Below are 21,491 nucleotides of genomic sequence, written 5' to 3' on the forward strand. Positions count from 1 at the left end.
CACTGGAGATCTTCAGCGTGGTCAAGGGCCAGCGCAGCCTGACGGCAGCGGCTACAGGGGCGGTGGGTTACAGGACTACCCGCAGGCATTGGCCGGCGTGGTATAGGGAGAAGCCTGTCTCGTATAGACCCGTGCGCAGCTCTGGCCGGCTCACCGGCTTGTCCAGCGAAAACGGCAGCGGCAATCCCGCCGGGTCGTCACTGAGCAAGTAATCCGCCAACGCCTTGCCCACCACCGTGCCCGTGGTATTGCCCCGCCCGTTGTACCCCGTCACCGACACCACCCCTGGCGCCGGTTCGAACAGCCGCATCAGGTGGTCCGGCGTGAAGTCGATGATGCCGGTCCAATGCATTTCCCACTCGACCTTGCCCAGCGCCGGGAAGTAATGGCCCTGGATGCGGTCGGCCCAGCGCCGCACAAACCAGGCAGGCTTGTTGTCCACCCGCCCCATGCTGCCTAGCAACAGGCGGCCAGCGGCGTCACGGCGGATACTGCTGAGCACCGTGCGGGTGTCCCACGAGCCCTGGCCGTGGGGCAATACCGCGTCAGCAGCGGCGCCGGTCAGGGGCTTGGAAGCGACCTGGTAGTAATAGCCACGGAAGTAACGACGCTTGAGGTCGGTCCAGTCGCCTTCGGTATAGGCGCCGGTGGAAATCACCACCTTGGCGGCGCTGACTTCACCCTTGGCAGTCTTGACCAGCCAGCCGTCGCCCTGACGCTGCAACTGCTCGACCGGGGAATGCTCATACAACTCGCCGCCCAGGCGCTTCACCGCAGCAGCCAGCCCTTGGGTGTAGGCCATGGGGTTGATGGTACCGGCGCGACGGTCCAGCAGCGCGGCGGCGATTTTCGTAGTGCCGCAATACTCCTCGCAGCGCGCGCCGGTCAGCAATTCCACATCGGCACCGCGGCGGCGCCATTGTTCGTGTCGGCTTTCCAGGTCGGCCACGCCCGTGGCGTTGTGGGCCATGTGCAGGGTGCCGGTGTTGCGCGCCTGGCAGTCGATGCCCAGACGTTCGATGGTGGCGAACACCGCGGCCGGTGCTTCGCCCAGCAGTTTATTCAGGCGGCTGCCCTGCTCGCGGCCCAGGGTGTTTTCAACATCGTCGGGGCGTATCCAGGTGCCGGCGTTGACCAGCCCCACGTTGCGCCCCGAACCGCCGTGACCCACCTGATGAGCTTCGAGCAGCACCACGCGCTGGCCTTTCTCCAGCAAGGCAATGGCGGCGCTGAGCCCGGTGATGCCGCCGCCGATCACGCACACATCGGCCTTGACCGCATGGGCCAAGGCGCCAGCGGCGTCATGTGAAGGTGTGAGGTGTTCCCAAAGACATTCCTGACGCAATTGAGTCATGACGCGAACCCGGTCAAATCAAAGGGGAAAGCCAAGCCCCCTCCCCCCCTGTGGGGGTGAGGCGTTGATGTGAAGTCAGTGATTAGTCGAAGACGATGCCCTGGGCCAGCGGCAGCTCGCGCGAGTAGTTCACGGTATTGGTCTGGCGACGCATGTAGGCTTTCCAGGCATCGGAACCTGACTCACGACCACCGCCGGTTTCCTTCTCGCCACCAAACGCGCCACCGATCTCCGCACCGCTGGTACCGATGTTGACGTTGGCAATGCCGCAGTCACTGCCCGACGCACTCTGGAAGCGCTCGGCTTCACGCAGGTCGGTGGTGAAGATGCAGGACGACAGGCCTTGCGGTACTTCGTTGTTCAGGCGCAGCGCTTCTTCGAAATCATCATAGGCCAGCACGTACAGGATCGGCGCGAAGGTCTCGTGGCGCACCACCTCGCTCTGCGCAGGCATCTCGGCAATCGCCGGGCTGACGTAGTAAGCGTTGGGGTATTGATCCGCCAGTTGGCGTTCGCCGCCAAACACTTGGCCGCCTTCATCGCGGGCCTTGGCCAGGGCACCTTGCATGGCATCGAAGGAAGCCTTGTCGATCAGTGGGCCGACCAGGTTGTCCTTGCGCGGGTCGCCGATGCGCACCTTGCCGTAGGCTGCCTTGACGCGGGCTACCACCTCGTCCTTGATCGAGGAATGCACGATCACTCGACGCAGGGTGGTGCAACGCTGGCCGGCGGTGCCGACGGCCGAGAACAGGATGCCGCGCACGGCCAGGTCCAGGTCGGCGCTAGGCGCCAGAATCATCGCGTTGTTGCCGCCCAGTTCCAGAATGGTACGACCGAAGCGAGCCGCCACGCGCGGGCCTACTTCGCGGCCCATGCGGGTGCTGCCGGTGGCGCTGACCAGGGCAACGCGCGGGTCATCGACCAGCGCTTCACCGGCGTCACGGTCGCCAACCACTAGTTGGCACAGGCCTTCCGGCGCCTGGCCGAACTGCTTGAGGGCTTTTTCGAACAGCGCCTGGCAAGCGAGCGCGGTCAGCGGGGTCTTTTCCGAAGGTTTCCATACCACCGAATCACCGCATACCAGCGCCAGCGCGGTGTTCCAGGCCCACACCGCCACCGGGAAGTTGAAGGCGCTGATCACGCCGACCACGCCCAGCGGCTGCCAGGTTTCACGCATGTGGTGGCCCGGGCGCTCGGAGGCGATGGTCAGGCCGTACAGCTGGCGCGACAGGCCGACGGCGAAGTCGCAGATGTCGATCATTTCCTGCACTTCGCCCAGGCCTTCCTGGGTGATCTTGCCGGCTTCGATGGACACCAGCTCGCCCAGCTGGGCCTTGTGCTGACGCAGCACTTCGCCGAACAGGCGCACCAACTCACCGCGACGGGGCGCTGGCACATCGCGCCAGGCCAGGAAAGCCTTGTGCGCGACGTCGATGCGGCCCAGCACCTGAGCCTTGCTTTCCAGGGTGACCGAGGCGATCTGGCTGCCATCGATGGGGGTGTGAACGGGATGGTTGCCGTGGGTATGGGCGCTGGTGGCGACACCGAGGCTTTGAAGCAGTCCATCAACCATTTTCTTCTCCTGCATGCGATGAGTAGTTGAAATCAAGCGATGGGATCAGTATTAATCCGAATAGTCATGCGCAACAAACGACCTTTATTCAGCACATCATTCCTCCACAGAATGATGTCCACACTTTGCCGCCCGAGACCGACATGTCCAAACGCCTGGTGCCTTCGATGGCCGCCCTGCAATGCTTCGAAGCCGCTGCCCGGCACTTGAGTTTTACTCGCGCCGCCGAGGAATTGCACCTGACCCAGAGCGCCGTCAGCAAGCAGGTGGCGCAATTGGAAGAGATGCTGCGCCACCACCTGTTCCTGCGTATCCGCCGCCGCCTGCAACTGACCCCAGCCGGCAGCCTGTACCTGACCGAGGTGAACAAGATCCTGGTGCAGGTGGACATGTCCAGCCGCTACATCCTTTCCTACGGGCAGGAAACCGAAGTGCTGACCGTGGCCACCCAACCGAGCTTCGGCGTGGGCTGGCTGATCCCGCACCTGAAGGGTTTCGGCAAGCGCCATCCCAATATCCACCTGGACATCCGCAACGAGCTGGAACCCTTCAACCTGCTGCAGGCCAAGGCTGACGTGGTGTTTTTCTTCGGCCAGGGCACCTGGCCGGGTGCGACCTGCGTGGAGCTGTTTACTGAAGAAGTGGTGCCCGTGTGCGCGCCGGAACTGCTGGGGGGGCAGGTATTGAACAGCGCCGAAGAGCTGTCGCAGCAGGTACTGCTGCAAAGTACCTCGCGGCCCGAGACCTGGCACGAGTGGTTCCTGGAACAAGGCCTGCACACCGCCAACAGCTACCACGGGCCGCGCTTCGACACGTTCTACATGTGCATCAGCGCGGCGCTGTCGGGTTGCGGGGTGGCGTTGGTGCCGCGCTACCTGGTGGCTCGCGACCTGGCCGAGGGCAAGCTGGTAGTCCCTTGGCAGCATGCGATGCGCAGTAACGGCGCGTATTTCCTGGCGTACCAGGAGCATTCGGCGGAAGTGCCGAAGGTACGGGCGTTGGTGGATTGGGTGGCTGAGCAGTTGGCTTAACCCGCGAATCTCTGTAGCCGCTGCCGCCAGGCTGCGCTGGCCCTGGCGTGCACTGGATATCTGGAGTGGGGCTAAGGGCCAGCGCAGCCTTCGGCAGCGGCTACCGTGGCTATGGCGATAGTTTTTGGAATGACACACCCACTTTTTTTCGCTTGCGGCCCCATGTCATTCCCCGCTTTCATAGGCTCAGCTCATCCACTCGGAGTTTCGCCATGCCCAGCTTCGTCAGCCCCGACGAGATCCGCGCCCGCTTCTCGCGGGCCATGTCCGACATGTACAAGCAGGAGGTCCCCCTCTACGGGGCGCTGCTGGAGCTGGTCGGCGAGGTCAACCAGTCCGTCATGGAGCAGCAACCGGGTATCGCCCGCGCCCTGCAATGGACCGGCGAAATCCAGCGCCTGGACATGGAGCGCCACGGTGCGATCCGCGTCGGCACCGCCGCGGAACTGGCCACCATCGCCCGTCTGTTCGCGGTGATGGGCATGGAGCCGGTGGGCTATTACGACCTGACGCCGGCCGGCGTGCCGGTGCACTCCACCGCGTTCCGCGCCGTGCACGAACAGTCGCTGCAAACCAGCCCGTTCCGGGTGTTCACCTCGTTACTGCGCCTGGAGCTGATCGACAACGTACCATTGCGCGAACTGGCCGAAACACTGCTGGCGCAACGGCAGATCTTTACAGCCCGCGCCCTGCAACTGATCGAGCGCCATGAACGCGAGGGCGGCCTGAGCGAAGCGGATGCCCAGGACTTCGTCACCCAGGCCCTGGAAACCTTCCGCTGGCACCGCGACGCCACGGTCAGCAGCGAGCAATACAAACAACTGCACGACCAGCACCGGCTGATCGCCGACGTGGTGGCGTTCAAGGGCCCGCACATCAACCACCTGACCCCGCGCACCCTGGACATCGACGCTGTGCAGGCCGCCATGCCCGGCAAGGGCATCACCCCCAAGGCCGTGATCGAAGGCCCGCCCACGCGCAAGCACCCGATCCTGCTGCGCCAGACCAGCTTCAAGGCCTTGCAGGAACAGGTCGCCTTCACCGACCAACAGGCCGGGCACGGCAGCCACACCGCGCGCTTCGGCGAGATCGAACAGCGCGGCGCCGCGCTGACGCCCAAGGGCCGCGCCTTGTACGACCGTCTGTTGAATACGTCACGGGATGCGCTGGCGGGGTTCCCCAGCGAAAGCAACGCGGCCGAGTACATGCGCCAGCTGGGCGATCACTTTGCCGAGTTTCCGGATGATCTGGGGCAGATGCGTCAGCAGGCGCTTGCCTACTTCCGCTACTTCGCCACTGAGAAAGGCCTGGCCGCACGCGATCAATCCGATCGACCGACCAGCCTGCAAGGCCTGATCGACGCCGGGCACGTGCATTTCGAACCGTTGGTGTACGAGGATTTCCTGCCGGTAAGCGCGGCGGGGATCTTCCAGTCCAACCTGGGCGATGACGCCCAGAGCCACTACGCCGGCGGCTCGACCCAGGACGCGTTCCATCGTGCCCTGGGCCGTAGCGTGCTGGATGAACTGGCGCTTTACGCCGACAGTCAGCAACGCTCGCTCAGCGACTGCGCAGCCCGCCTGGGGCTGCCAGTGCTGGCGTAAGCCTTAGCGGCCGACGCGGAAGCGGTTCACTTCCTGGCGCAGGTCAGCGGCCAGGGTTTCCAGCTCGCGGGCTGTAATGGCCAGGTTGGAGACCACTTCGCGCTGCTCGCTGTTGGCCAGCGCGATGCTTTGCAGGTTGCTGCTCAGCAGCGTGGCGGTGCTGCTCTGCTCCTGAGTGGCAGTGGTGATGGCCGAGAACTGCTGGCCAGCCGAACGGCTTTGCTCGTCGATCTGCGACAGTGCCGCGGCCACCTTGGCATTGCGCGACAGGCCTTCTTCCATCAGCTCCTTGCCTTGTTCCATGGTGCTGATGGCGTTGCCGGTTTCATGCTGGATGCTGCCGATCATCGCCGAGATTTCATCGGTGGCCTGGCGGGTACGCGAGGCCAGGCTGCGCACTTCGTCGGCTACCACGGCGAAGCCGCGGCCCTGCTCGCCGGCACGGGCAGCTTCAATTGCCGCGTTCAGTGCCAGCAAATTGGTCTGGTCGGCGATCGAGGTGATCACGCCGACAATGCCGCCGATTTCCTGCGAACGCTGGCCCAGGGTGTTGATGACCGTCGCCGTGCTGTTCAGCGCGCCCGAGATCTGCTGCAGCGACGAAGAGGCTTCTTCCATGGAGCTGCGACCGATGCGCGTCTGTTCGGCGTTCTCCTCGGCCATGCGCTGGGTGCTGCCCATATTGTCGGCGATGTTCAGCGAAGTGGCGCTGAACTCTTCGACAGCGCCAGCCATGCTGGTGATTTCGCCAGACTGCTGCTCCATACCCTCGTAGGCACCAGTGGACATGCCCGACAGCGCCTGGGCGCGGCCGCTGACTTCGTGGGCGGCATTGCGGATATGGGTAACCATGGTCGCCAGCGCTTCGCCCATGTGGTTGAAGCTGCGCGCCAGTTGGCCAATTTCGTCGTTGCTGAATACGTTCAGGCGGGCGTCCAGATCACCCGCGCCCAAGGCCTCGGCCTGGCGAACCAGGTCGCCCAGGGGCTTGAGCTTGCTGCGCAGCAGCCACATGGACACACCTACCGCCAGCAGCATCGCCAGCAGGCTGCCGATGGCCAGGCGGATACCCACGCTCCAGGTCACGGCACGGATCTCGGCCTTGGGCATGGTTGCCAGCACGCTCCACGGACCATCACCGAACGGCACGGCAACGGTGTAGAACGCTTCGTTGGTGTCGTTCCAGAAATCGCCGTGGCCGGGGTGCTTGATGAAGGTGTCGAGAATGCTCGTGGCCTGGTCCAGGTTTTTCACACCCGCCGGGGCCACCAGCCACTTGTGATTCTCGTCCAGCAGCGCCAGCGAGCCGGTCTGGCCGATGCGGAAGCGGCGCAGGTTGTCGAATTGGGCGTTCTGCGCGTCGGTGTAGTCGAAGCCCACGAACAGCACGGCAATGACTTGGCCATTGCGGTCGCTGACCGGGGTGTACTGGGTCATGTAGGAGCGATCAAACAGTACCGCCCTGCCTACGTAGTTCTGCCCGGCCAACAGGCGCGAATAGGCCGGATGCTGGTGATCGAGCAACGTGCCGATGGCGCGGCTGCCGTCCTGCTTGGTCAGCGAGGTGCTGATGCGCACGAAGTCGTCGCCCTTGCGCACGAAGACCGTAGCAACGCCTGCGGTCATCTGGCGGAAGTCGTCCACTTCACGGAAGTCGTTGTTCAGCGGCTTGCCGTTGAGCAGCAAGGCCGGGGTAGGCACGCCAGCCACAGTGACGGGCGCGCTGCTGTCCAGGGTCAGGCCGCTGCTGAAGCGCTTCTCGAACAGCCCGCTCAGGCGCTGGGTGCTGTCGCGCAAGGTGCCGTGGAAGGTGCTCAGCTGGTCGGCCAGCAGGCGAGCCTCACTGGCCAAGTGTTGCTGGCGCGTGGTGAGGTTGGCGCTGTCGAGCGAGCGCAAGGCAAAGACAGTGCTGCCAGTAATGACGACAGCGAGAATGGCCGCAAGGGCAATACCGAGTTGCGAAGCAATTCGGGCACGGGGTTGAGACATGATGGCTCCTGACCGCAGGGCACACCCGAAACAAGGTCGGGGCCAGGCGGCATGATGTTCGATTCGAATTCAACGGACCTTTCTGAACGAGGTCCTGCACCTGTAGATTCGGCTGCGAAAGCCAATACTTGAGTGCTGGGGAAGGTTTTGCCGCAAACGTTAAACTGATGGCATTTTAATTACTTTTCGCCACCAAACCCAGAATTTCGACGACCGGGAGCTCCATGGCCTGCACTTCGGCCTGGAGGAATTCACTCAAGCGTTTGAGACGCTCGCCGCCCGGGCGCGTTCTGGGCCATACCAGGTAGTAATTCAGGCCGCTGGCCACGGCCGTGGGCCAAGGCAGGCTCAAGCGCCCCTGCGCAACATCTTCCGCCACCATCAGCAGGTCGCCAATGGCCACGCCGTAACCCCGCGCCGCGGCAATCATGCCCAGTTCCAGGGTGTCGAAGGCCTGGCCGCCCTTGAGCGAGATCTGCTCGCTCAAGCCCATGCGCGCCAGCCAGTCGCGCCAATCGCGGCGGTCCGGTGTGGGATGCAACAGCTCGACGCCGGCCAGTTGTTGCACGGTCCAGGGCTCGTCACTGATCAGCGCGGGCGAACCCACCGGAATCAGCAATTCGGGAAACAGCAGGGTCGCTTCCCAGTCCGGCGGGAAGCTGCCGTCGCTCAGCAGCACGGCACAGTCGAAGGGCTCGTGGTTGAAGTCCACGTGGTCTACTTCCATCCAGGCGCTGGTCAGCTGCACCTCGTTGCCGGCCTGCACATGACGGAAGCGGCTGAGCCGCGCCAGCAGCCAGCGCATGGTCAGCGTGGAAGGTGCCTTCATGCGCAGCACGTCGTCCTCGCTGTGCAGGGTGGCGCAGGCGCGCTCCAGCGCGGTGAAACCTTCGCGCACACCGGGCAGCAGCAGGCGCGCCGATTCGCTGAGCTGCAGGTTGCGGCCGTTGCGCTGGAACAGCCGGCAGCCGAAATGATCTTCCAGCGTACGAATGTGCCGGCTGACCGCGCTCTGGGTAATCGATAACTCATCCGCTGCGCGGGTGAATGAACTGTGGCGTGCCGCCGCTTCAAAGGCTCGCAGGGCGTACAGAGGCGGCAGACGACGGGACATGTGGATAATTCCTACACAAGAGGTCAGTGCCAGAGCGGAATTCCGGCTGCATGATTAAAACTCATGCGAGACATCGTTTTTATCCTTTTGTGCAGTTGCCGGCAAGGGCACAGAATCATCGCTTTCCTGCCGCCTTTTGAACATGAGCCTGCCCATGCCCTCCGCCATCCGTCTTGAACTCGGTGCCCTGCTCCGCCTGGCAGGCCCGCTGATTGCCTCGCAGCTGGCGCACATGCTGATGGTGCTGACCGACACCCTGATGATGGCCCGCATCAGCCCGCAGGCCTTGGCCGGTGGCGGGCTGGGTGCAGCCAGCTACACCTTCGTGTCGATTTTCTGCATCGGCGTGATCGCGGCTGTCGGTACGTTGGCCTCGATTCGCCAAGGCGCGGGCGACACCCTGGGTGTTACCCGCCTGACCCAGGCAGGCCTGTGGCTGGCCTGGGGCATGGCGCTGGTGGCCGGCCTGGTGTTGTGGAACCTGGGGCCAGTGCTGCTGATGCTTGGCCAGACCGCCGAGAACGTCGAGGGCGCCCGCCAGTTCCTGACCCTGCTGCCCTTCGCCCTGCCCGGCTACCTGAGCTTCATGGCGTTGCGCGGTTTCACCAGTGCGCTGGGCAAGGCCGGGCCGGTGATGATGATCAGCATCGTTGCGACGGTGGCCAACTTCGCCCTCAACTACGCCCTGATCGAAGGCATGTTCGGCCTGCCCAAGTTGGGCCTGACCGGCATCGGCCTGGTCACGGCCATCGTCGCCACGGGCATGGCGGTGGCGCTGGCGCTGTACATCCGCTTCAACCAGGCCTACCTGGCGTACCCGCTGCGCCAGGGGCTGGCCCGCCCGTGGATGCCGGCGCTGCGCGAGCTGTGGCGGCTGGGCCTGCCCATTGGCGGCACCTATTCGGTGGAAGTTGGCCTGTTCGCCTTCGCCGCGCTGTGCATGGGCACCATGGGCAGCACGCAACTGGCTGCGCACCAGATCGCTCTGCAGATTGTGTCGGTGGCGTTCATGGTGCCGGCGGGGCTTTCCTATGCGGTGACCATGCGCGTGGGCAAGCACTACGGTGCGGGCGACCTCAAGGCGGTACGCCGGGCCGGGCGCGTGGGCATCTGTTTTGGCGCGGTGGCGATGCTGGGCTTCGCGCTGCTGTTCTGGCTGGCGCCGCAGCCACTGGTGGAGCTGTTCCTGGACCGCAACAACCCGGGCTTTACCGGGGTCATCCAGCTGGCCGTGACGCTGCTCACGGTTGCTGCCTGGTTCGAGCTGTTCGATGGCGTGCAGACTATCGCCATGGGCGCCATTCGCGGGCTCAAGGATGCCAAGACCACCTTCCTGGTGGGGCTGGGCTGCTATTGGCTGATCGGTGCGCCGGCGGCCTGGGTGCTGGCGTTCCCGCTGGGCTGGGGGCCGCAGGGTGTGTGGTGGGGCTTGGCGCTGGGCCTTGCGTGTGCAGCCATCAGCCTGACCGTGGCGTTCGACTGGCGCGTACGGCGGCTTAGGGCTGCCGCCGCACTCAGCCCTGAGTCGCCCGCTGCGACAGACCGAACATCAGGTATTCCTGCAACTCGGGAAGCGGCAAAGGCTTGCTGATCAGGTAGCCCTGCACCTGATCGCAGCCGAAGCTGCGCAGCAGGCCCAGTTGCTCGGGGGTCTCGACCCCCTCGGCCACCACTTCCAGGTTGAGGTTGTGCGCCAGATTGATCATGGCGTGCACCAGCTTGCGGTTCTCCTCGCGGCGTTCCATGCCGCCGACAAAGCTCTTGTCCACTTTGAGCAAGGCAATCGGCAGGCTGTTGAGGTGCACGAACGATGAGAAGCCGGTGCCGAAGTCATCCAGCGAGAAACGCACGCCCAGGCGCCCCAGGGCGTCCATGGTCTGTTTGACCAGGTCGTTGCGGCGCATCACGGCGGTTTCCGTCAGCTCGAATTCCAGCCAACGCGCGTCAATGTCCCGCTCGTTGATCAGACGCCCCAGGGTTGCCAGCAACTGGCTGTCCTGAAACTGCCGGAACGAAAGGTTCACCGCCATGTGCAGCTCGGGCAGCCCGCTTTCGCGCAGCGCCTGCATGTCGCGCAGGGCGCGGGAGATCACCCAGTAGCCCAGCGGCACGATCAGGCCGCTCTGCTCGGCCAGGGGCACGAACTCACTGGGCGGCAACAGCCCGCGCTCGGCGTGACGCCAGCGCACCAGCGCCTCCAGGCCGACGATATTGCCGCTTTGCAGGTCCATGCGCGGCTGGTAGTGCAGCTCCAGTTCGTCACGGCGCAGGGCGCGGCGCAGCTCGCTTTCCAGGTCGGCCAGGCTGCGGGCGTTGCGATTGATGCGTTCGTTGAAGATATGGAAGGTGCAGCCCTGGGTGCTCTTGGCCTGCTGCATGGCGATGTGCGCGTGCCACATCAGCGGGTCGGCCCCGGCCTGGGCGCGAGAATGGGCGATGCCCAGGCTGCAGCCGATCAACAGGCTCTCGCCGTCGACCCAATAGGGTTCGGCCAGGGCCTCGACGATGTTTTCAGCCAAGCGCTCGGCACGTTCGGCGTCACGCCGGGTGTCGATCAGCAGGGCGAATTCATCGCTGCCAAGGCGCGCCAACTGGTCGCCGGCTTCCAACTGGCTGCGCAGACGCGCCACGACCTGCAGAATCAGGCGGTCGCCCGCCTGGTGGCCGAGCGCATCGTTGGCGTGGCGGAAGTTGTCCAGGTCCAGGTGGCCCAGCGCCAGGCCACGGCCTTCGAATTCGGCCAGCCGGGCATTGAGCAGGGTCTGGAAGCCCTGGCGGTTGGCGATACCGGTCAGCGGGTCCTGCTCGGCCAGGCGTTGCAGGGTGTTTTCCAGCACGCCGCGCTCGCGCACATGGCGCAGGCAACGCCGCAAGGCATCCACGCCCAAGGTGTCCTTCACCAACCAATCGCTGGCGCCCATGGGTGGCTGTTCAGGTTCCTGGTCCAGCAACAGCACCACCGGCAGGCTGCAACGGCCCGGCGCGGGCTGCAAGGGCGGGGTGGCCAGCACCACGGCGGTTCGGTCACCCAGGAACAGCTCGCTCACGGCCTCGAACGATTGCGCCACCACCAGCACTGCGGCCGCGCCCAAAGGCGCCAGGCACTCGCGCAGCGACGCAGCCCAAGCAGGGTCTTGGGCCAGAAGCAGCAGGCGCACGGGTTCGACAGGCGTAGACAAGCGAGCTCCTCGGGAAAATCCACAGGCAACAACGGCTGGACAGGATCAGCGTCGACGGACTGACGACGCTCGGCATGGCATGAAAGGCCATCGACAACCGCTATTTTCGACTATCTGCGGTAAAATTGTTACGTATCCTGCGGCAAAGTAACAAAACCGGCAAATTTAGATAGAGGGATGCGTCACAGTGTCGGATGGTCGCGGCATTATCCCTCGACCCTGTTAAAATGCCCGGCCATTTTCGCAAGCGACCCTTTTCCCCATGTCCCGACTCAACCCCCGGCAGCAAGAAGCCGTGAACTACGTCGGCGGCCCTCTTTTGGTGCTCGCCGGTGCCGGTTCCGGCAAAACCAGCGTGATCACCCGCAAAATCGCCCACCTGGTGCAGAACTGCGGTATCCGCGCCCAGTACATCGTCGCCATGACCTTTACCAACAAGGCCGCGCGCGAGATGAAAGAGCGCGTGGGCACCCTGCTGCGTGGTGGCGAAGGCCGCGGCCTGACGGTGTCGACCTTCCACAACCTGGGCTTGAACATTATCCGCAAGGAGCATGCGCGCCTGGGTTACAAGCCTGGTTTCTCGATCTTTGACGAAACGGACGTCAAGGCATTGATGACCGACATCATGCAAAAGGAATATTCGGGCGAAGACGGCGTCGACGAGATCAAGAACATGATCGGCGCCTGGAAGAACGACCTGATCCTGCCGCCCGAGGCCCTGGAAAACGCCCGCAACCCCAAGGAGCAGACCGCCGCCATCGTCTACACCCACTACCAGCGTACGCTCAAGGCGTTCAACGCAGTGGACTTCGACGACCTGATCCTGCTGCCGGTGAAGCTGTTCCAGGAACACGCCGACATCCTGGAAAAATGGCAGAACCGCGTGCGCTATCTGCTGGTGGACGAATACCAGGACACCAACGCCAGCCAATACCTGCTGGTGAAGCTGCTGATCGGCACCCGCTGCCAGTTCACCGTGGTAGGCGACGACGACCAGTCGATCTACGCCTGGCGCGGCGCGCGGCCGGAAAACCTGATGCTGCTCAAGGATGACTACCCGTCCTTGAAAGTGGTGATGCTGGAGCAGAACTACCGCTCCACCAGCCGCATCCTGCGTTGCGCCAACGTGCTGATTTCCAATAACCCGCACGCTTTCGAGAAACAGCTGTGGAGTGAAATGGGCCACGGCGACGAAATCCGCGTGCTGCGCTGCAAGAACGAGGACGCCGAGGCCGAGCGCGTGGCCATGGAAATCCTCACCCTGCACCTGCGCACCGACCGTCCGTACAGTGACTTCGCCATCCTGTACCGCGGCAACTACCAGGCCAAGCTGATCGAGCTCAAGCTGCAGCACCACCAGGTGCCGTACCGCCTCAGCGGCGGCAACAGCTTCTTCGGGCGCCAGGAAGTGAAGGACCTGATGGCCTACTTCCGCCTGATCGTGAACCCGGACGACGACAACGCCTTCTTGCGCGTGATTAACGTGCCACGCCGGGAGATCGGCTCCACCACCCTGGAGAAGCTGGGCAACTATGCCACCGAGCGCAAGATTTCCATGTACCAGGCCACCGATGAGCTGGGCCTGACCGAGCACCTGGACGCACGCTTCACCGACCGCCTGTCGCGCTTCAAGCGCTACATGGACAAGGTACGCGAGCAGTGCGCCGGCGAAGACCCGATTGCCGCGCTGCGCGGCATGATCATGGACATCGACTACGAAACCTGGATTCGCACCAACAGTTCCAGCGACAAGGCCGCCGATTACCGCATGAGCAACGTGTGGTTTTTGGTGGAGGCCCTGAAGAACACCCTGGAAAAAGACGAAGATGGCGGCATGACCATCGAGGAAGCCATCGGTAAACTGGTGCTTCGCGATATGCTTGAACGTCAGCAGGAAGAGGAAGACGGTGCCGAAGGTGTGCAGATGATGACCCTGCACGCATCCAAAGGCCTGGAATTCCCCTACGTGTTCATCATGGGCATGGAGGAGGAAATCCTTCCGCACCGCTCCAGTATCGAGGCCGACACCATCGAGGAAGAACGCCGCCTGGCCTACGTGGGCATTACCCGCGCCCGCCAGACCCTGGCGTTCACCTTCGCGGCCAAGCGCAAGCAGTACGGCGAAATCATCGATTGCGCGCCCAGCCGCTTTCTCGATGAGCTGCCGCCGGACGATCTCGCCTGGGAAGGCAATGATGACACCCCCACGGAAGTCAAAGCCGTAAGAGGCAACAGTGCATTGGCCGATATTCGCGCCATGCTCAAACGCTAATTAAACATCGCCTCGGCCCCGTAGCCGGGGCCAATACGTATATTGAGGAACTGCCGTGGAAGCACTGCACAAGAAGATTCGCGAAGAAGGCATCGTGCTTTCCGATCAGGTACTGAAGGTTGACGCCTTCCTGAACCACCAGATCGACCCGGTCCTGATGCAGCAGATCGGCGACGAATTCGCCCGCCTGTTCGCTGATTCCGGCGTGACCAAGATCGTCACCATCGAAGCCTCGGGCATTGCCCCGGCGGTGATGACCGGCCTGAAACTGGGCGTGCCGGTGATTTTCGCCCGCAAGCACCAGTCGCTGACCCTGACCGAGAACCTGTTGTCGGCCACCGTCTACTCGTTCACCAAGCAGACCGAGAGCACCGTGGCCATCTCGCCACGCCACCTCAACAGCAGCGACCGCGTGCTGGTGATCGACGACTTCCTGGCCAACGGCAAAGCGTCCCAGGCGCTGATCTCGATCATCAAGCAGGCGGGCGCCAGCGTTGCCGGCCTGGGCATCGTCATCGAGAAGTCGTTCCAGGGCGGCCGTGCCGAACTGGATGCGCAGGGTTACCACGTTGAGTCGCTGGCGCGGGTCAAGTCGTTGACCGATGGTGTGGTTACCTTCATCGAGTAACCCTGACCTGTAGCCGCTGCCGCAGGCTGCGCTGGCCCTGAGCCGTACTGGAGATATCCAGCGAACTCGGGGGCCAGCGCAGCCTGTCGCCAGCGGCTACAGACTGGCTAGCCGCGCAGGTAGCTGAGCGGCTCCGGCTGCGCCGTGGCCTGCAACCCCGCCAGCAGCAAGCGCTGCAACAGGTCCTCGCGCAAGCCCTCCGGCTGCGCCAATTGCATACGCAGCAAATGCACCGGGAATGCCGACGCCGGCGGAGCATCCAGCGCTGCTTTGCCCAGGTCCAGCAGCTCGGTGAGCTTGAACTTGCTCTTGAGCCAGTTGAGCGCCCGCAACAGATCCCTTTCCTCCACCGTAAAATCACACCCCAACGGATACTCGGGGAACAGCTTCGCGTGCCTGTCCGCCAGCGCCTGCAAACGCTCGGGCGTGTTGTCGGTAAAGCGCGGATGCAGGCGGAAATCCTTGGGCAGCTTGCCGGCAATCTGCGCCTGTTCGATCAGCGACGTCTGAAAGCGTGAATCGGTGATGGTCAGCATGGCTTCGATCACCTGGGCATCAGTGCGGCCGCGCAGATCGGCAATGCCGTATTCAGTCACGACGATATCGCGCAAATGCCGGGGGATGGTGCAGTGGCCGTATTCCCACAGGATGTTGGAACTGACCTCGCCACCCGCCTCGCGCCAGCTGCGCAGTACCAGGATCGAGCGGGCATCGTGCAGCGCATGACCCTGCACCACGAAGTTGTACTGGCCGCCAACCCCGCTGAGCACCCGGCCATCTTCCAATTGGTCCGAGACTGCTGCCCCCAGCAGCGTCACCGTGAACGTGGTGTTGATAAAACGTGCATCGCGCCGTTGCAGACGCTTGAGGGCTTCCTGGCCATACAGCTCGTTGATGTAACTGATGGCCGTCATGTTGAAACCATCAAGGGTTTCACGAGGCAGCTCGCGCAGGCGCTGGTAGAAGCTGCGCGGGCCGAGGAAAAAGCCGCCGTGGACACTGACGCCATTGCGCTCGCTGCCGTCCAGGCTGCCATTGTTGGCCAGCGCCTGGGTCGCCACATCGGCGTACACCTTGCGCCGCACAATGCCCGCGTCCGCCAACACCAGCAGGCCGTTGACAAACATTTCGCTGCAGCCGTACAGGCCTTCGGCAAAAGGCCCCATGCCACCTTCACGCTCGATCAGGCTCTGCCAGGGGGCCAGGTCGATATCGTCCAGCAGCGCGCGGTAACCGACGTTATCGGCCTGGCGCGCCAGCAACGCGGCCGTCAGCGCATCGCCCATCGAACCGATGCCGATCTGCAGGGTACCGCCGTCGCGCACCAGGGCGCTGGCATGCAGGCCAATGAAATGGTCCTGTAGCCCCACGGGCATGTTCGGTGTGGAAAACAGCGTGGTGGTGTCGGCCTCGTCGATCATCAGGTCGAACAGGTCACGCTCCACCTCGGCATCGCCGGCCATGAACGGCAGTTCGGCATGCACCTGGCCCAGCATCAGAATGGTCTCGCCGGCCTCGCGACGCTTGGCGATCATGGGCAGCAGGTCCAGGGTGATGTCCGGGTTGCAGCTAAGGCTGAGTTTGGCGGGCTGGTACGGGTCCTGAGCCACCAACTGCGCGATCAGGTTCAGGCCTTGAGCGTTGATATCACGGGCGGCGTGGCTGTAGTTGCTGCTGACGTAGGACTGCTGGGCAACCTGGCTGTGCAGCAGGTTGCCCGGCTGCATGAAAAACTGCTCGACGCGGATGTTGGCGGGCAGGCTGTCGGCGTGCAGGTCGGCAAGGAAGTCCAGCTCGGGGTAGTCGCCATACACGCGCTCTACGAAGGGCTCCAGAAAGCGCTTCTGCAGGCCGTCGCCCAGCTTCGGCCGGCCCAGGGTCAGAGCGGTGTAGATGGTCAGCCGCCGCTCCGGCAACTGGCGGATGCGCGCATACAGCGCGTTGACGAACCGATTGGGCTTGCCCAGCCCCAGCGGCAGGCCCATGTGGATATGCGCGGGCAGCCTTGCCAGCACCTCGTCCACGGCACGATCGATTGAACAGACTTGCGTCATCGGCACCTCCGCTTGCGCTCAATGGGGCTTTGACCGCTTGTTACACAAAATCAATCCATGGAAATGGCAACCGATCGATACTGGCTTCCTTTCCCGAGGATCCGGACCATGACCATCGGTATTCGACTCGCCAGCGCCGCAGACGCTGCAGGCATTGCTGCCCTGCTACAGCCCAACACCGCGGCGCACGGCGGCGCGCTGTATGGCGACTGGAGCCTGGGCGTCATCGAGCGCTGGCTGGCCACTGGTTCTCCTATCGTAGTCGCTTGCGAACACGGGGCATTGACCGGCGTGCTGTTCAGTGCAGAAAAGTCGCAAGCCAGTGCCCCGCCGGTGGTCGCCATGTTGGCGGCATATCCAGGTCAGCAGTTTGAGTTGGGTAGCGAGGTGTTTCAGGTGCTCGCCACTGCAAAGGCCCCGTAGCAAGATGGCCCCGCCCCACAAAAGCCACTGCCGCACTGCTGTAGCCGCTGCCGAAGGCTGCGCTGGCCTGTGCGTGCGCTGAAGATCTTCAGCGAGGCATGGGGCCAGCGCAGCCTGGCGGCAGCGGCTACGTGGCTGCGGTTACAGCCCGGACATTTTCTTGATGGCGCCCTTGAGCTCGTCGTCGCTGCAGTCGGAGCAGGTGCCCTTGGGCGGCATGGCGTTGATGCCGGTGATGGCCTTGGCCAGCAGGCCGTCGACGCCGCCCTGCTCTTTGGCACGCTTGCCCCAGTCGGCGGCGTCGCCGATTTTCGGCGAGCCCAGCAGGCCGGTGCCGTGGCAGGCGTTGCAGTGTTTGGCGATGACGTCATCGGGGGATTTGGCGGCGCCGCCGGCGGCCACGGCGGTCACTTCCATGCCGGGGCATTCCTTGCCCTGCACGCACACCTGGCCCACAGGCTCCAGGCGCTTGGCAATGTCGTCGGTGATGGTCGCCTGGGCAGTCAGGGCCCACAGGGCCAGTACGGTTGCTGGTGCGGCCAGCATCTTATTGATTTTAGCGTTCACGCCTACACCCTCATGGTGGCTAATCGCGCCTGCGGCCACGGTTTCGCAGGCAACGTTCAGTATAACGACAAAGCCTGTCGCCCCTGAACAACCTTATTATTCTAGGGGGTATTGCCGCGATGCTTGCACATCACGGCACCCTGATGAATGAGTGTAGCGCTGTATCGGCAGTCAGAAATTCGCCGGCGTGGCGGCGCTGATCAGGCGGGCAGGCTCGTCGTACGGGTTGCGGAAGCGATGCGGCTTGGTGCTTTCGAAGTAGTAGCTGTCGCCCGCTTCAAGGATGAAGGTTTCCGCCCCTACCACCAGCTCCAGCTTGCCTTCCAGCAGGATGCCGGTCTCCTCGCCTTCGTGGGTGAGCATTTCTTCGCCGGTGTCGGCGCCCGGCGGGTAGATCTCGTTGAGGAAGGCGATGGCGCGGCTCGGATGCGCCTTGCCCACCAGCTTCATGGTCACGGCGCCGTCGGAGATGTCGATCAGCTCGTTGGCCTTGTAGACGATCTGGGTGGGGTTTTCAGGCTGCAGCTCTTCGGAGAAGAATTCGACCATGGACATGGGAATGCCCCCCAGCACTTTGCGCAGGGAGCTGATCGAGGGGCTGACGCTGTTCTTCTCGATCATCGAAATGGTGCTGTTGGTGACGCCCGCACGCTTGGCGAGTTCACGCTGGGACAGACCTTTGAGTTTGCGAATGGCTTGCAGTCGTTCACCGACGTCCAATGCGGGAGCCTCCAGGGGGTATTCACGGTCAGGGGTGTTTTTATGAACGTTATCATGGCAACAGCGTTCAGTATTTACAACACTTCTACCCCTGCCGGCCTACGCCCCGGCGACTTGCGGCCCTGCGCTGCGGGCTGTCAGCCCTGGGAATAGACCAGTGGCACCCGGCGCAGGTTGCAGAAAATCTGATAAGGAATGGTGTCGGCGCAGGCCGCCACTTCACTGGCCAGGATGTTCTTGCCCCACAGTTCCACGGTGCTGCCCAAGTCGGCCTCGGGCACGTCGGTCAGGTCAATACAGAGCATGTCCATGGACACCCGGCCCAGGATACGGCTACGTTTGCCCGCGACCAGCACTGGCGTATCGGTACCGGCGTGACGCGGATAGCCATCGGCGTAGCCCATCGCGACCACACCGATGCGCATGGGCTTGTCGGTGATGAACTTGGCCCCGTAACCCACCGGCTCGCCGGCCGCCAGTTCGCGCACGCAGATGACCTTGGATTGCAGGGTCATCACCGGCAACAGGCGCGCAGCCTCGGCCTGCGGCTGTTCAAAAGGCGTGGCGCCGTACAGCATGATGCCTGGGCGCACCCAGTCGCCGGGCACTTGTGGCAGGCCCAGCAAAGCAGGCGAGTTGCGCAGGCTGGTTTCGGCAGCCAAGCCCTGGCGCGCCGCCTCGAACACCGCGACCTGGTCGCCGCTGGCCGGGCAATCCAGCTCGTCGGCACGGGCGAAGTGGCTCATCAGCACGATCTTGGCGACCTTGCCACTGGCCAGCAGGCGCTGGTAGGCGCCGGCGTAATCCTTGGGGTGCAGGCCGACACGGTGCATGCCCGAGTCCAGCTTGAGCCACACCACGATGGGCTTGGCCAGCTGCGCCTGCTCGATGGCTTCCAGCTGCCACAGCGAATGCACCACGCACCAGAAGTTGTGCTCCACCACTAGCTGCAGCTCATCGGCCTCGAAGATGCCTTCCAGCAGCAGCACCGGCGCCTTGATGCCACCGGCGCGCAATTCCAGCGCTTCCTCGATGCAGGCCACGGCAAAGCCGTCGGCCTCGGCTTCCAGCGCCTGGGCGCAGCGCACGGCGCCATGGCCGTAGGCATCGGCCTTGATCACGGCCAGGGCCTTGGCCCCATTGGCGAGTTCGCGGGCCAGACGGTAGTTGTGACGCAGGGCATCGAGGTCGATCAAAGCACGGGCAGGACGCATGACGGCTGTCTTCTTCTGGGCAGACTGGGGGCGTAAAAAACCCGGCAAGGCCTTGGCAGTGCCGGGCGAGCGTAAGGGTTAAGGCAAGGCAGCGACGACGGACAGCTCCACCAGGATCTCTGGTTCGCACAGCTTGGCTTCGACCGTGGCGCGGGCCGGGGCCACGCCTTTGGGCAGCCACTTGTCCCACACGCTGTTCATGCCTTCGAAGTGCGCGTCGATGTCCTTCAGGTAAATGGTCACCGAGAGCAAACGCGTCTTGTCGGTACCGGCCAGGTCGAGCAGGCGCTCGATATTGCCCAGTACTTCGCGAGTCTGCTGCTCAATCCCCGCGTTCAGGTCGTCGCCCACCTGACCGGCCAGGTAGACCGTGCCATTGTGGGTAACGACCTGACTCATGCGCTCATTGGTGAGCTGGCGCTGGATTGACATGTTTTGCAGTCTCCTGGTGTTTGCCATAACGGGAAATATCGAGGCCTTCGGCGCTGATCTGCGGCTTCTTGCGCGCCATCACGTCGGCAAGGAAGCGACCCGACCCGCAGGCCATGGTCCAGCCCAACGTGCCGTGGCCAGTATTGAGGAACAGATTGCGCAACGGCGTGGCACCGACGATGGGCGTGCCATCGGGGGTGGTGGGGCGCAGGCCGGTCCAGAAACTCGCCTGGCTCAGATCACCGCCCTGAGGATAAAGATCGTTGACGATCATCTCCAGCGTTTCACGTCGACGCGGGTTCAGCGACAGGTCAAAACCGGCGATTTCGGCCATGCCACCCACGCGGATGCGGTTGTCGAAACGGGTAATGGCGACCTTGAAGCTCTCGTCGAGGATGGTCGAGGTCGGTGCCATGGCCGGGTTGGTGATGGGCACGGTCAGCGAATAGCCCTTGAGCGGATAAACCGGGGCCTTGATGCCCAGCGGCTTGAGCAGTTGCGGCGAATAGCTGCCCAGCGCCAGCACGTAGCGGTCGGCGGTTTCCAGCTTGCCGTCGATGACCACGCCGTTGACGCGGTCGCCAGCGAAGTCCAGGCGCTCGATGTTCTGCCCGAAGCGGAACTCCACGCCCAGGTCCACGGCCATCTGCGCCAGCTTGGTGGTGAACATCTGGCAGTCGCCGGTCTGATCGTTGGGCAGGCGCAGGGCACCGGCCAGAATGCCGGTGACGTTGGCCAGGGCCGGTTCGACGCGGGCGATGCCGGCGCGGTCGAGCAGCTCGTAAGGCACGCCCGATTGCTCCAGCACAGCGATATCCTTGGCGGCGTTGTCCAACTGAGCCTGGGTGCGGAACAGCTGGGTGGTGCCCAGGGTGCGGCCTTCGTAGGCGATGCCGGTTTCGGCGCGCAGTTCGTCCAGGCAATCGCGGCTGTACTCGGACAGGCGCACCATGCGTTCCTTGTTCACGGCATAGCGGCTGGCGGTGCAGTTGCGCAGCATCTGCGCCATCCACAGGTATTGGTCGATGTCAGCGGTGGCCTTGATGGCCAGCGGGGCGTGGCGTTCGAGCAGCCACTTGATGGCCTTGAGCGGCACACCCGGGGCGGCCCACGGTGAGGCGTAGCCAGGCGAGACCTGGCCGGCGTTGGCGAAGCTGGTTTCCATGGCCACGGCGTTCTGGCGGTCCACGACCGTCACTTCAAAGCCCTGCCGCGCCAGATAATAGGCACTGGCAGTACCTATCACGCCGCTACCCAGTACCAGAACTCGCATGCTCAATCCCTCAACGCGGATAACCGCTGACATTTGTTGTTTATTGCGAAGATGCGCGCAGTTT

17 protein-coding genes are annotated in these 21,491 nt (G+C 63.8%); 6 read left to right on the forward strand and 11 right to left on the reverse strand.

Annotated features, from left to right (window positions below; all coding sequences use genetic code 11):
* Window positions 1-67: 67 nt before the first annotated feature.
* Together amaA and amaB are read right to left on the reverse strand one after the other, a co-directional pair.
* Window positions 68-1,354, reverse strand: a complete 1,287-nt coding sequence (gene amaA / locus ACZ9GA_RS27605; protein ID WP_457359289.1) for an L-pipecolate oxidase — start codon at window positions 1,352-1,354, stop codon at window positions 68-70.
* A gap of 82 nt (window positions 1,355-1,436) precedes the next feature.
* Window positions 1,437-2,927, reverse strand: coding sequence for an L-piperidine-6-carboxylate dehydrogenase (amaB, locus tag ACZ9GA_RS27610; RefSeq protein ID WP_457359287.1), 1,491 nt, complete (start codon window positions 2,925-2,927; stop codon window positions 1,437-1,439).
* A gap of 143 nt (window positions 2,928-3,070) precedes the next feature.
* Here amaB and gcvA point away from each other — a divergent pair, with 143 nt between their 5' ends.
* On the forward strand, window positions 3,071-3,958 hold the full coding sequence (gene gcvA, locus ACZ9GA_RS27615; protein ID WP_457359285.1) for a transcriptional regulator GcvA: 888 nt from the start codon (window positions 3,071-3,073) through the stop codon (window positions 3,956-3,958).
* Window positions 3,959-4,170: 212 nt separating this feature from the next.
* Window positions 4,171-5,562 carry a 2-oxoadipate dioxygenase/decarboxylase HglS gene (gene hglS / locus ACZ9GA_RS27620; RefSeq protein WP_457359283.1) on the forward strand — a complete coding sequence of 464 codons (1,392 nt, stop codon included), beginning with the start codon at window positions 4,171-4,173 and terminating at the stop codon, window positions 5,560-5,562.
* Between the two features lie 3 nt (window positions 5,563-5,565).
* Here hglS and ACZ9GA_RS27625 read toward each other — a convergent pair whose 3' ends face one another.
* Window positions 5,566-7,551 carry a methyl-accepting chemotaxis protein gene (locus ACZ9GA_RS27625; protein WP_457359282.1) on the reverse strand — a complete coding sequence of 662 codons (1,986 nt, stop codon included), beginning with the start codon at window positions 7,549-7,551 and terminating at the stop codon, window positions 5,566-5,568.
* A 175-nt stretch (window positions 7,552-7,726) separates the two neighbouring features.
* Window positions 7,727-8,665: a LysR substrate-binding domain-containing protein gene (locus ACZ9GA_RS27630; protein ID WP_457359280.1), complete on the reverse strand. Its 939-nt coding sequence runs from the start codon at window positions 8,663-8,665 to the stop codon at window positions 7,727-7,729.
* Between the two features lie 154 nt (window positions 8,666-8,819).
* Here ACZ9GA_RS27630 and ACZ9GA_RS27635 point away from each other — a divergent pair, with 154 nt between their 5' ends.
* Window positions 8,820-10,256 carry a NorM family multidrug efflux MATE transporter gene (locus ACZ9GA_RS27635; protein ID WP_457359279.1) on the forward strand — a complete coding sequence of 479 codons (1,437 nt, stop codon included), beginning with the start codon at window positions 8,820-8,822 and terminating at the stop codon, window positions 10,254-10,256.
* On the opposite strand, the gene ACZ9GA_RS27640 is transcribed toward ACZ9GA_RS27635, so the two are convergent.
* Window positions 10,180-11,844 (reverse strand): putative bifunctional diguanylate cyclase/phosphodiesterase, encoded by a 1,665-nt coding sequence (locus ACZ9GA_RS27640; protein WP_457359277.1) that lies wholly within the window; start codon window positions 11,842-11,844, stop codon window positions 10,180-10,182. The genes ACZ9GA_RS27635 and ACZ9GA_RS27640 overlap by 77 nt on opposite strands.
* A 262-nt stretch (window positions 11,845-12,106) precedes the next feature.
* On the opposite strand from ACZ9GA_RS27640, the gene rep reads away from it, so the two are divergent.
* Window positions 12,107-14,116, forward strand: a complete 2,010-nt coding sequence (gene rep, locus ACZ9GA_RS27645) for a DNA helicase Rep (RefSeq protein ID WP_457359275.1) — start codon at window positions 12,107-12,109, stop codon at window positions 14,114-14,116.
* 55 nt (window positions 14,117-14,171) lie between these two features.
* Complete coding sequence (locus ACZ9GA_RS27650) at window positions 14,172-14,744, forward strand: xanthine phosphoribosyltransferase (protein WP_027980759.1); 573 nt, start codon at window positions 14,172-14,174, stop codon at window positions 14,742-14,744.
* A gap of 107 nt (window positions 14,745-14,851) precedes the next feature.
* Here ACZ9GA_RS27650 and ACZ9GA_RS27655 read toward each other — a convergent pair whose 3' ends face one another.
* Window positions 14,852-16,798 (reverse strand): acetyl-CoA hydrolase/transferase C-terminal domain-containing protein, encoded by a 1,947-nt coding sequence (locus ACZ9GA_RS27655; protein WP_457359273.1) that lies wholly within the window; start codon window positions 16,796-16,798, stop codon window positions 14,852-14,854.
* Between the two features lie 108 nt (window positions 16,799-16,906).
* Between ACZ9GA_RS27655 and ACZ9GA_RS27660 the strand changes: the two genes are divergently transcribed.
* On the forward strand, window positions 16,907-17,221 hold the full coding sequence (locus tag ACZ9GA_RS27660; protein WP_457359271.1) for a hypothetical protein: 315 nt from the start codon (window positions 16,907-16,909) through the stop codon (window positions 17,219-17,221).
* A gap of 141 nt (window positions 17,222-17,362) precedes the next feature.
* Here ACZ9GA_RS27660 and ACZ9GA_RS27665 read toward each other — a convergent pair whose 3' ends face one another.
* The 5 genes from ACZ9GA_RS27665 to dadA all read right to left on the reverse strand — a co-directional run bounded on the left by ACZ9GA_RS27665 (window position 17,363) and on the right by dadA (window position 21,427).
* Window positions 17,363-17,767 carry a c-type cytochrome gene (locus tag ACZ9GA_RS27665; RefSeq protein ID WP_457363637.1) on the reverse strand — a complete coding sequence of 135 codons (405 nt, stop codon included), beginning with the start codon at window positions 17,765-17,767 and terminating at the stop codon, window positions 17,363-17,365.
* 192 nt (window positions 17,768-17,959) lie between these two features.
* On the reverse strand, window positions 17,960-18,508 hold the full coding sequence (locus ACZ9GA_RS27670) for a cupin domain-containing protein (RefSeq protein ID WP_027980762.1): 549 nt from the start codon (window positions 18,506-18,508) through the stop codon (window positions 17,960-17,962).
* A 137-nt stretch (window positions 18,509-18,645) separates the two neighbouring features.
* On the reverse strand, window positions 18,646-19,722 hold the full coding sequence (gene alr / locus ACZ9GA_RS27675) for an alanine racemase (RefSeq protein ID WP_476227257.1): 1,077 nt from the start codon (window positions 19,720-19,722) through the stop codon (window positions 18,646-18,648).
* A gap of 78 nt (window positions 19,723-19,800) precedes the next feature.
* On the reverse strand, window positions 19,801-20,154 hold the full coding sequence (locus ACZ9GA_RS27680) for a RidA family protein (RefSeq protein WP_027980764.1): 354 nt from the start codon (window positions 20,152-20,154) through the stop codon (window positions 19,801-19,803).
* Window positions 20,126-21,427, reverse strand: a complete 1,302-nt coding sequence (dadA, locus tag ACZ9GA_RS27685) for a D-amino acid dehydrogenase (protein ID WP_457359269.1) — start codon at window positions 21,425-21,427, stop codon at window positions 20,126-20,128. Before dadA ends, ACZ9GA_RS27680 begins: the two co-directional genes overlap by 29 nt.
* Window positions 21,428-21,491: the final 64 nt, after the last annotated feature.

This window comes from Pseudomonas sp. TE3644 (assembly GCF_056278815.1).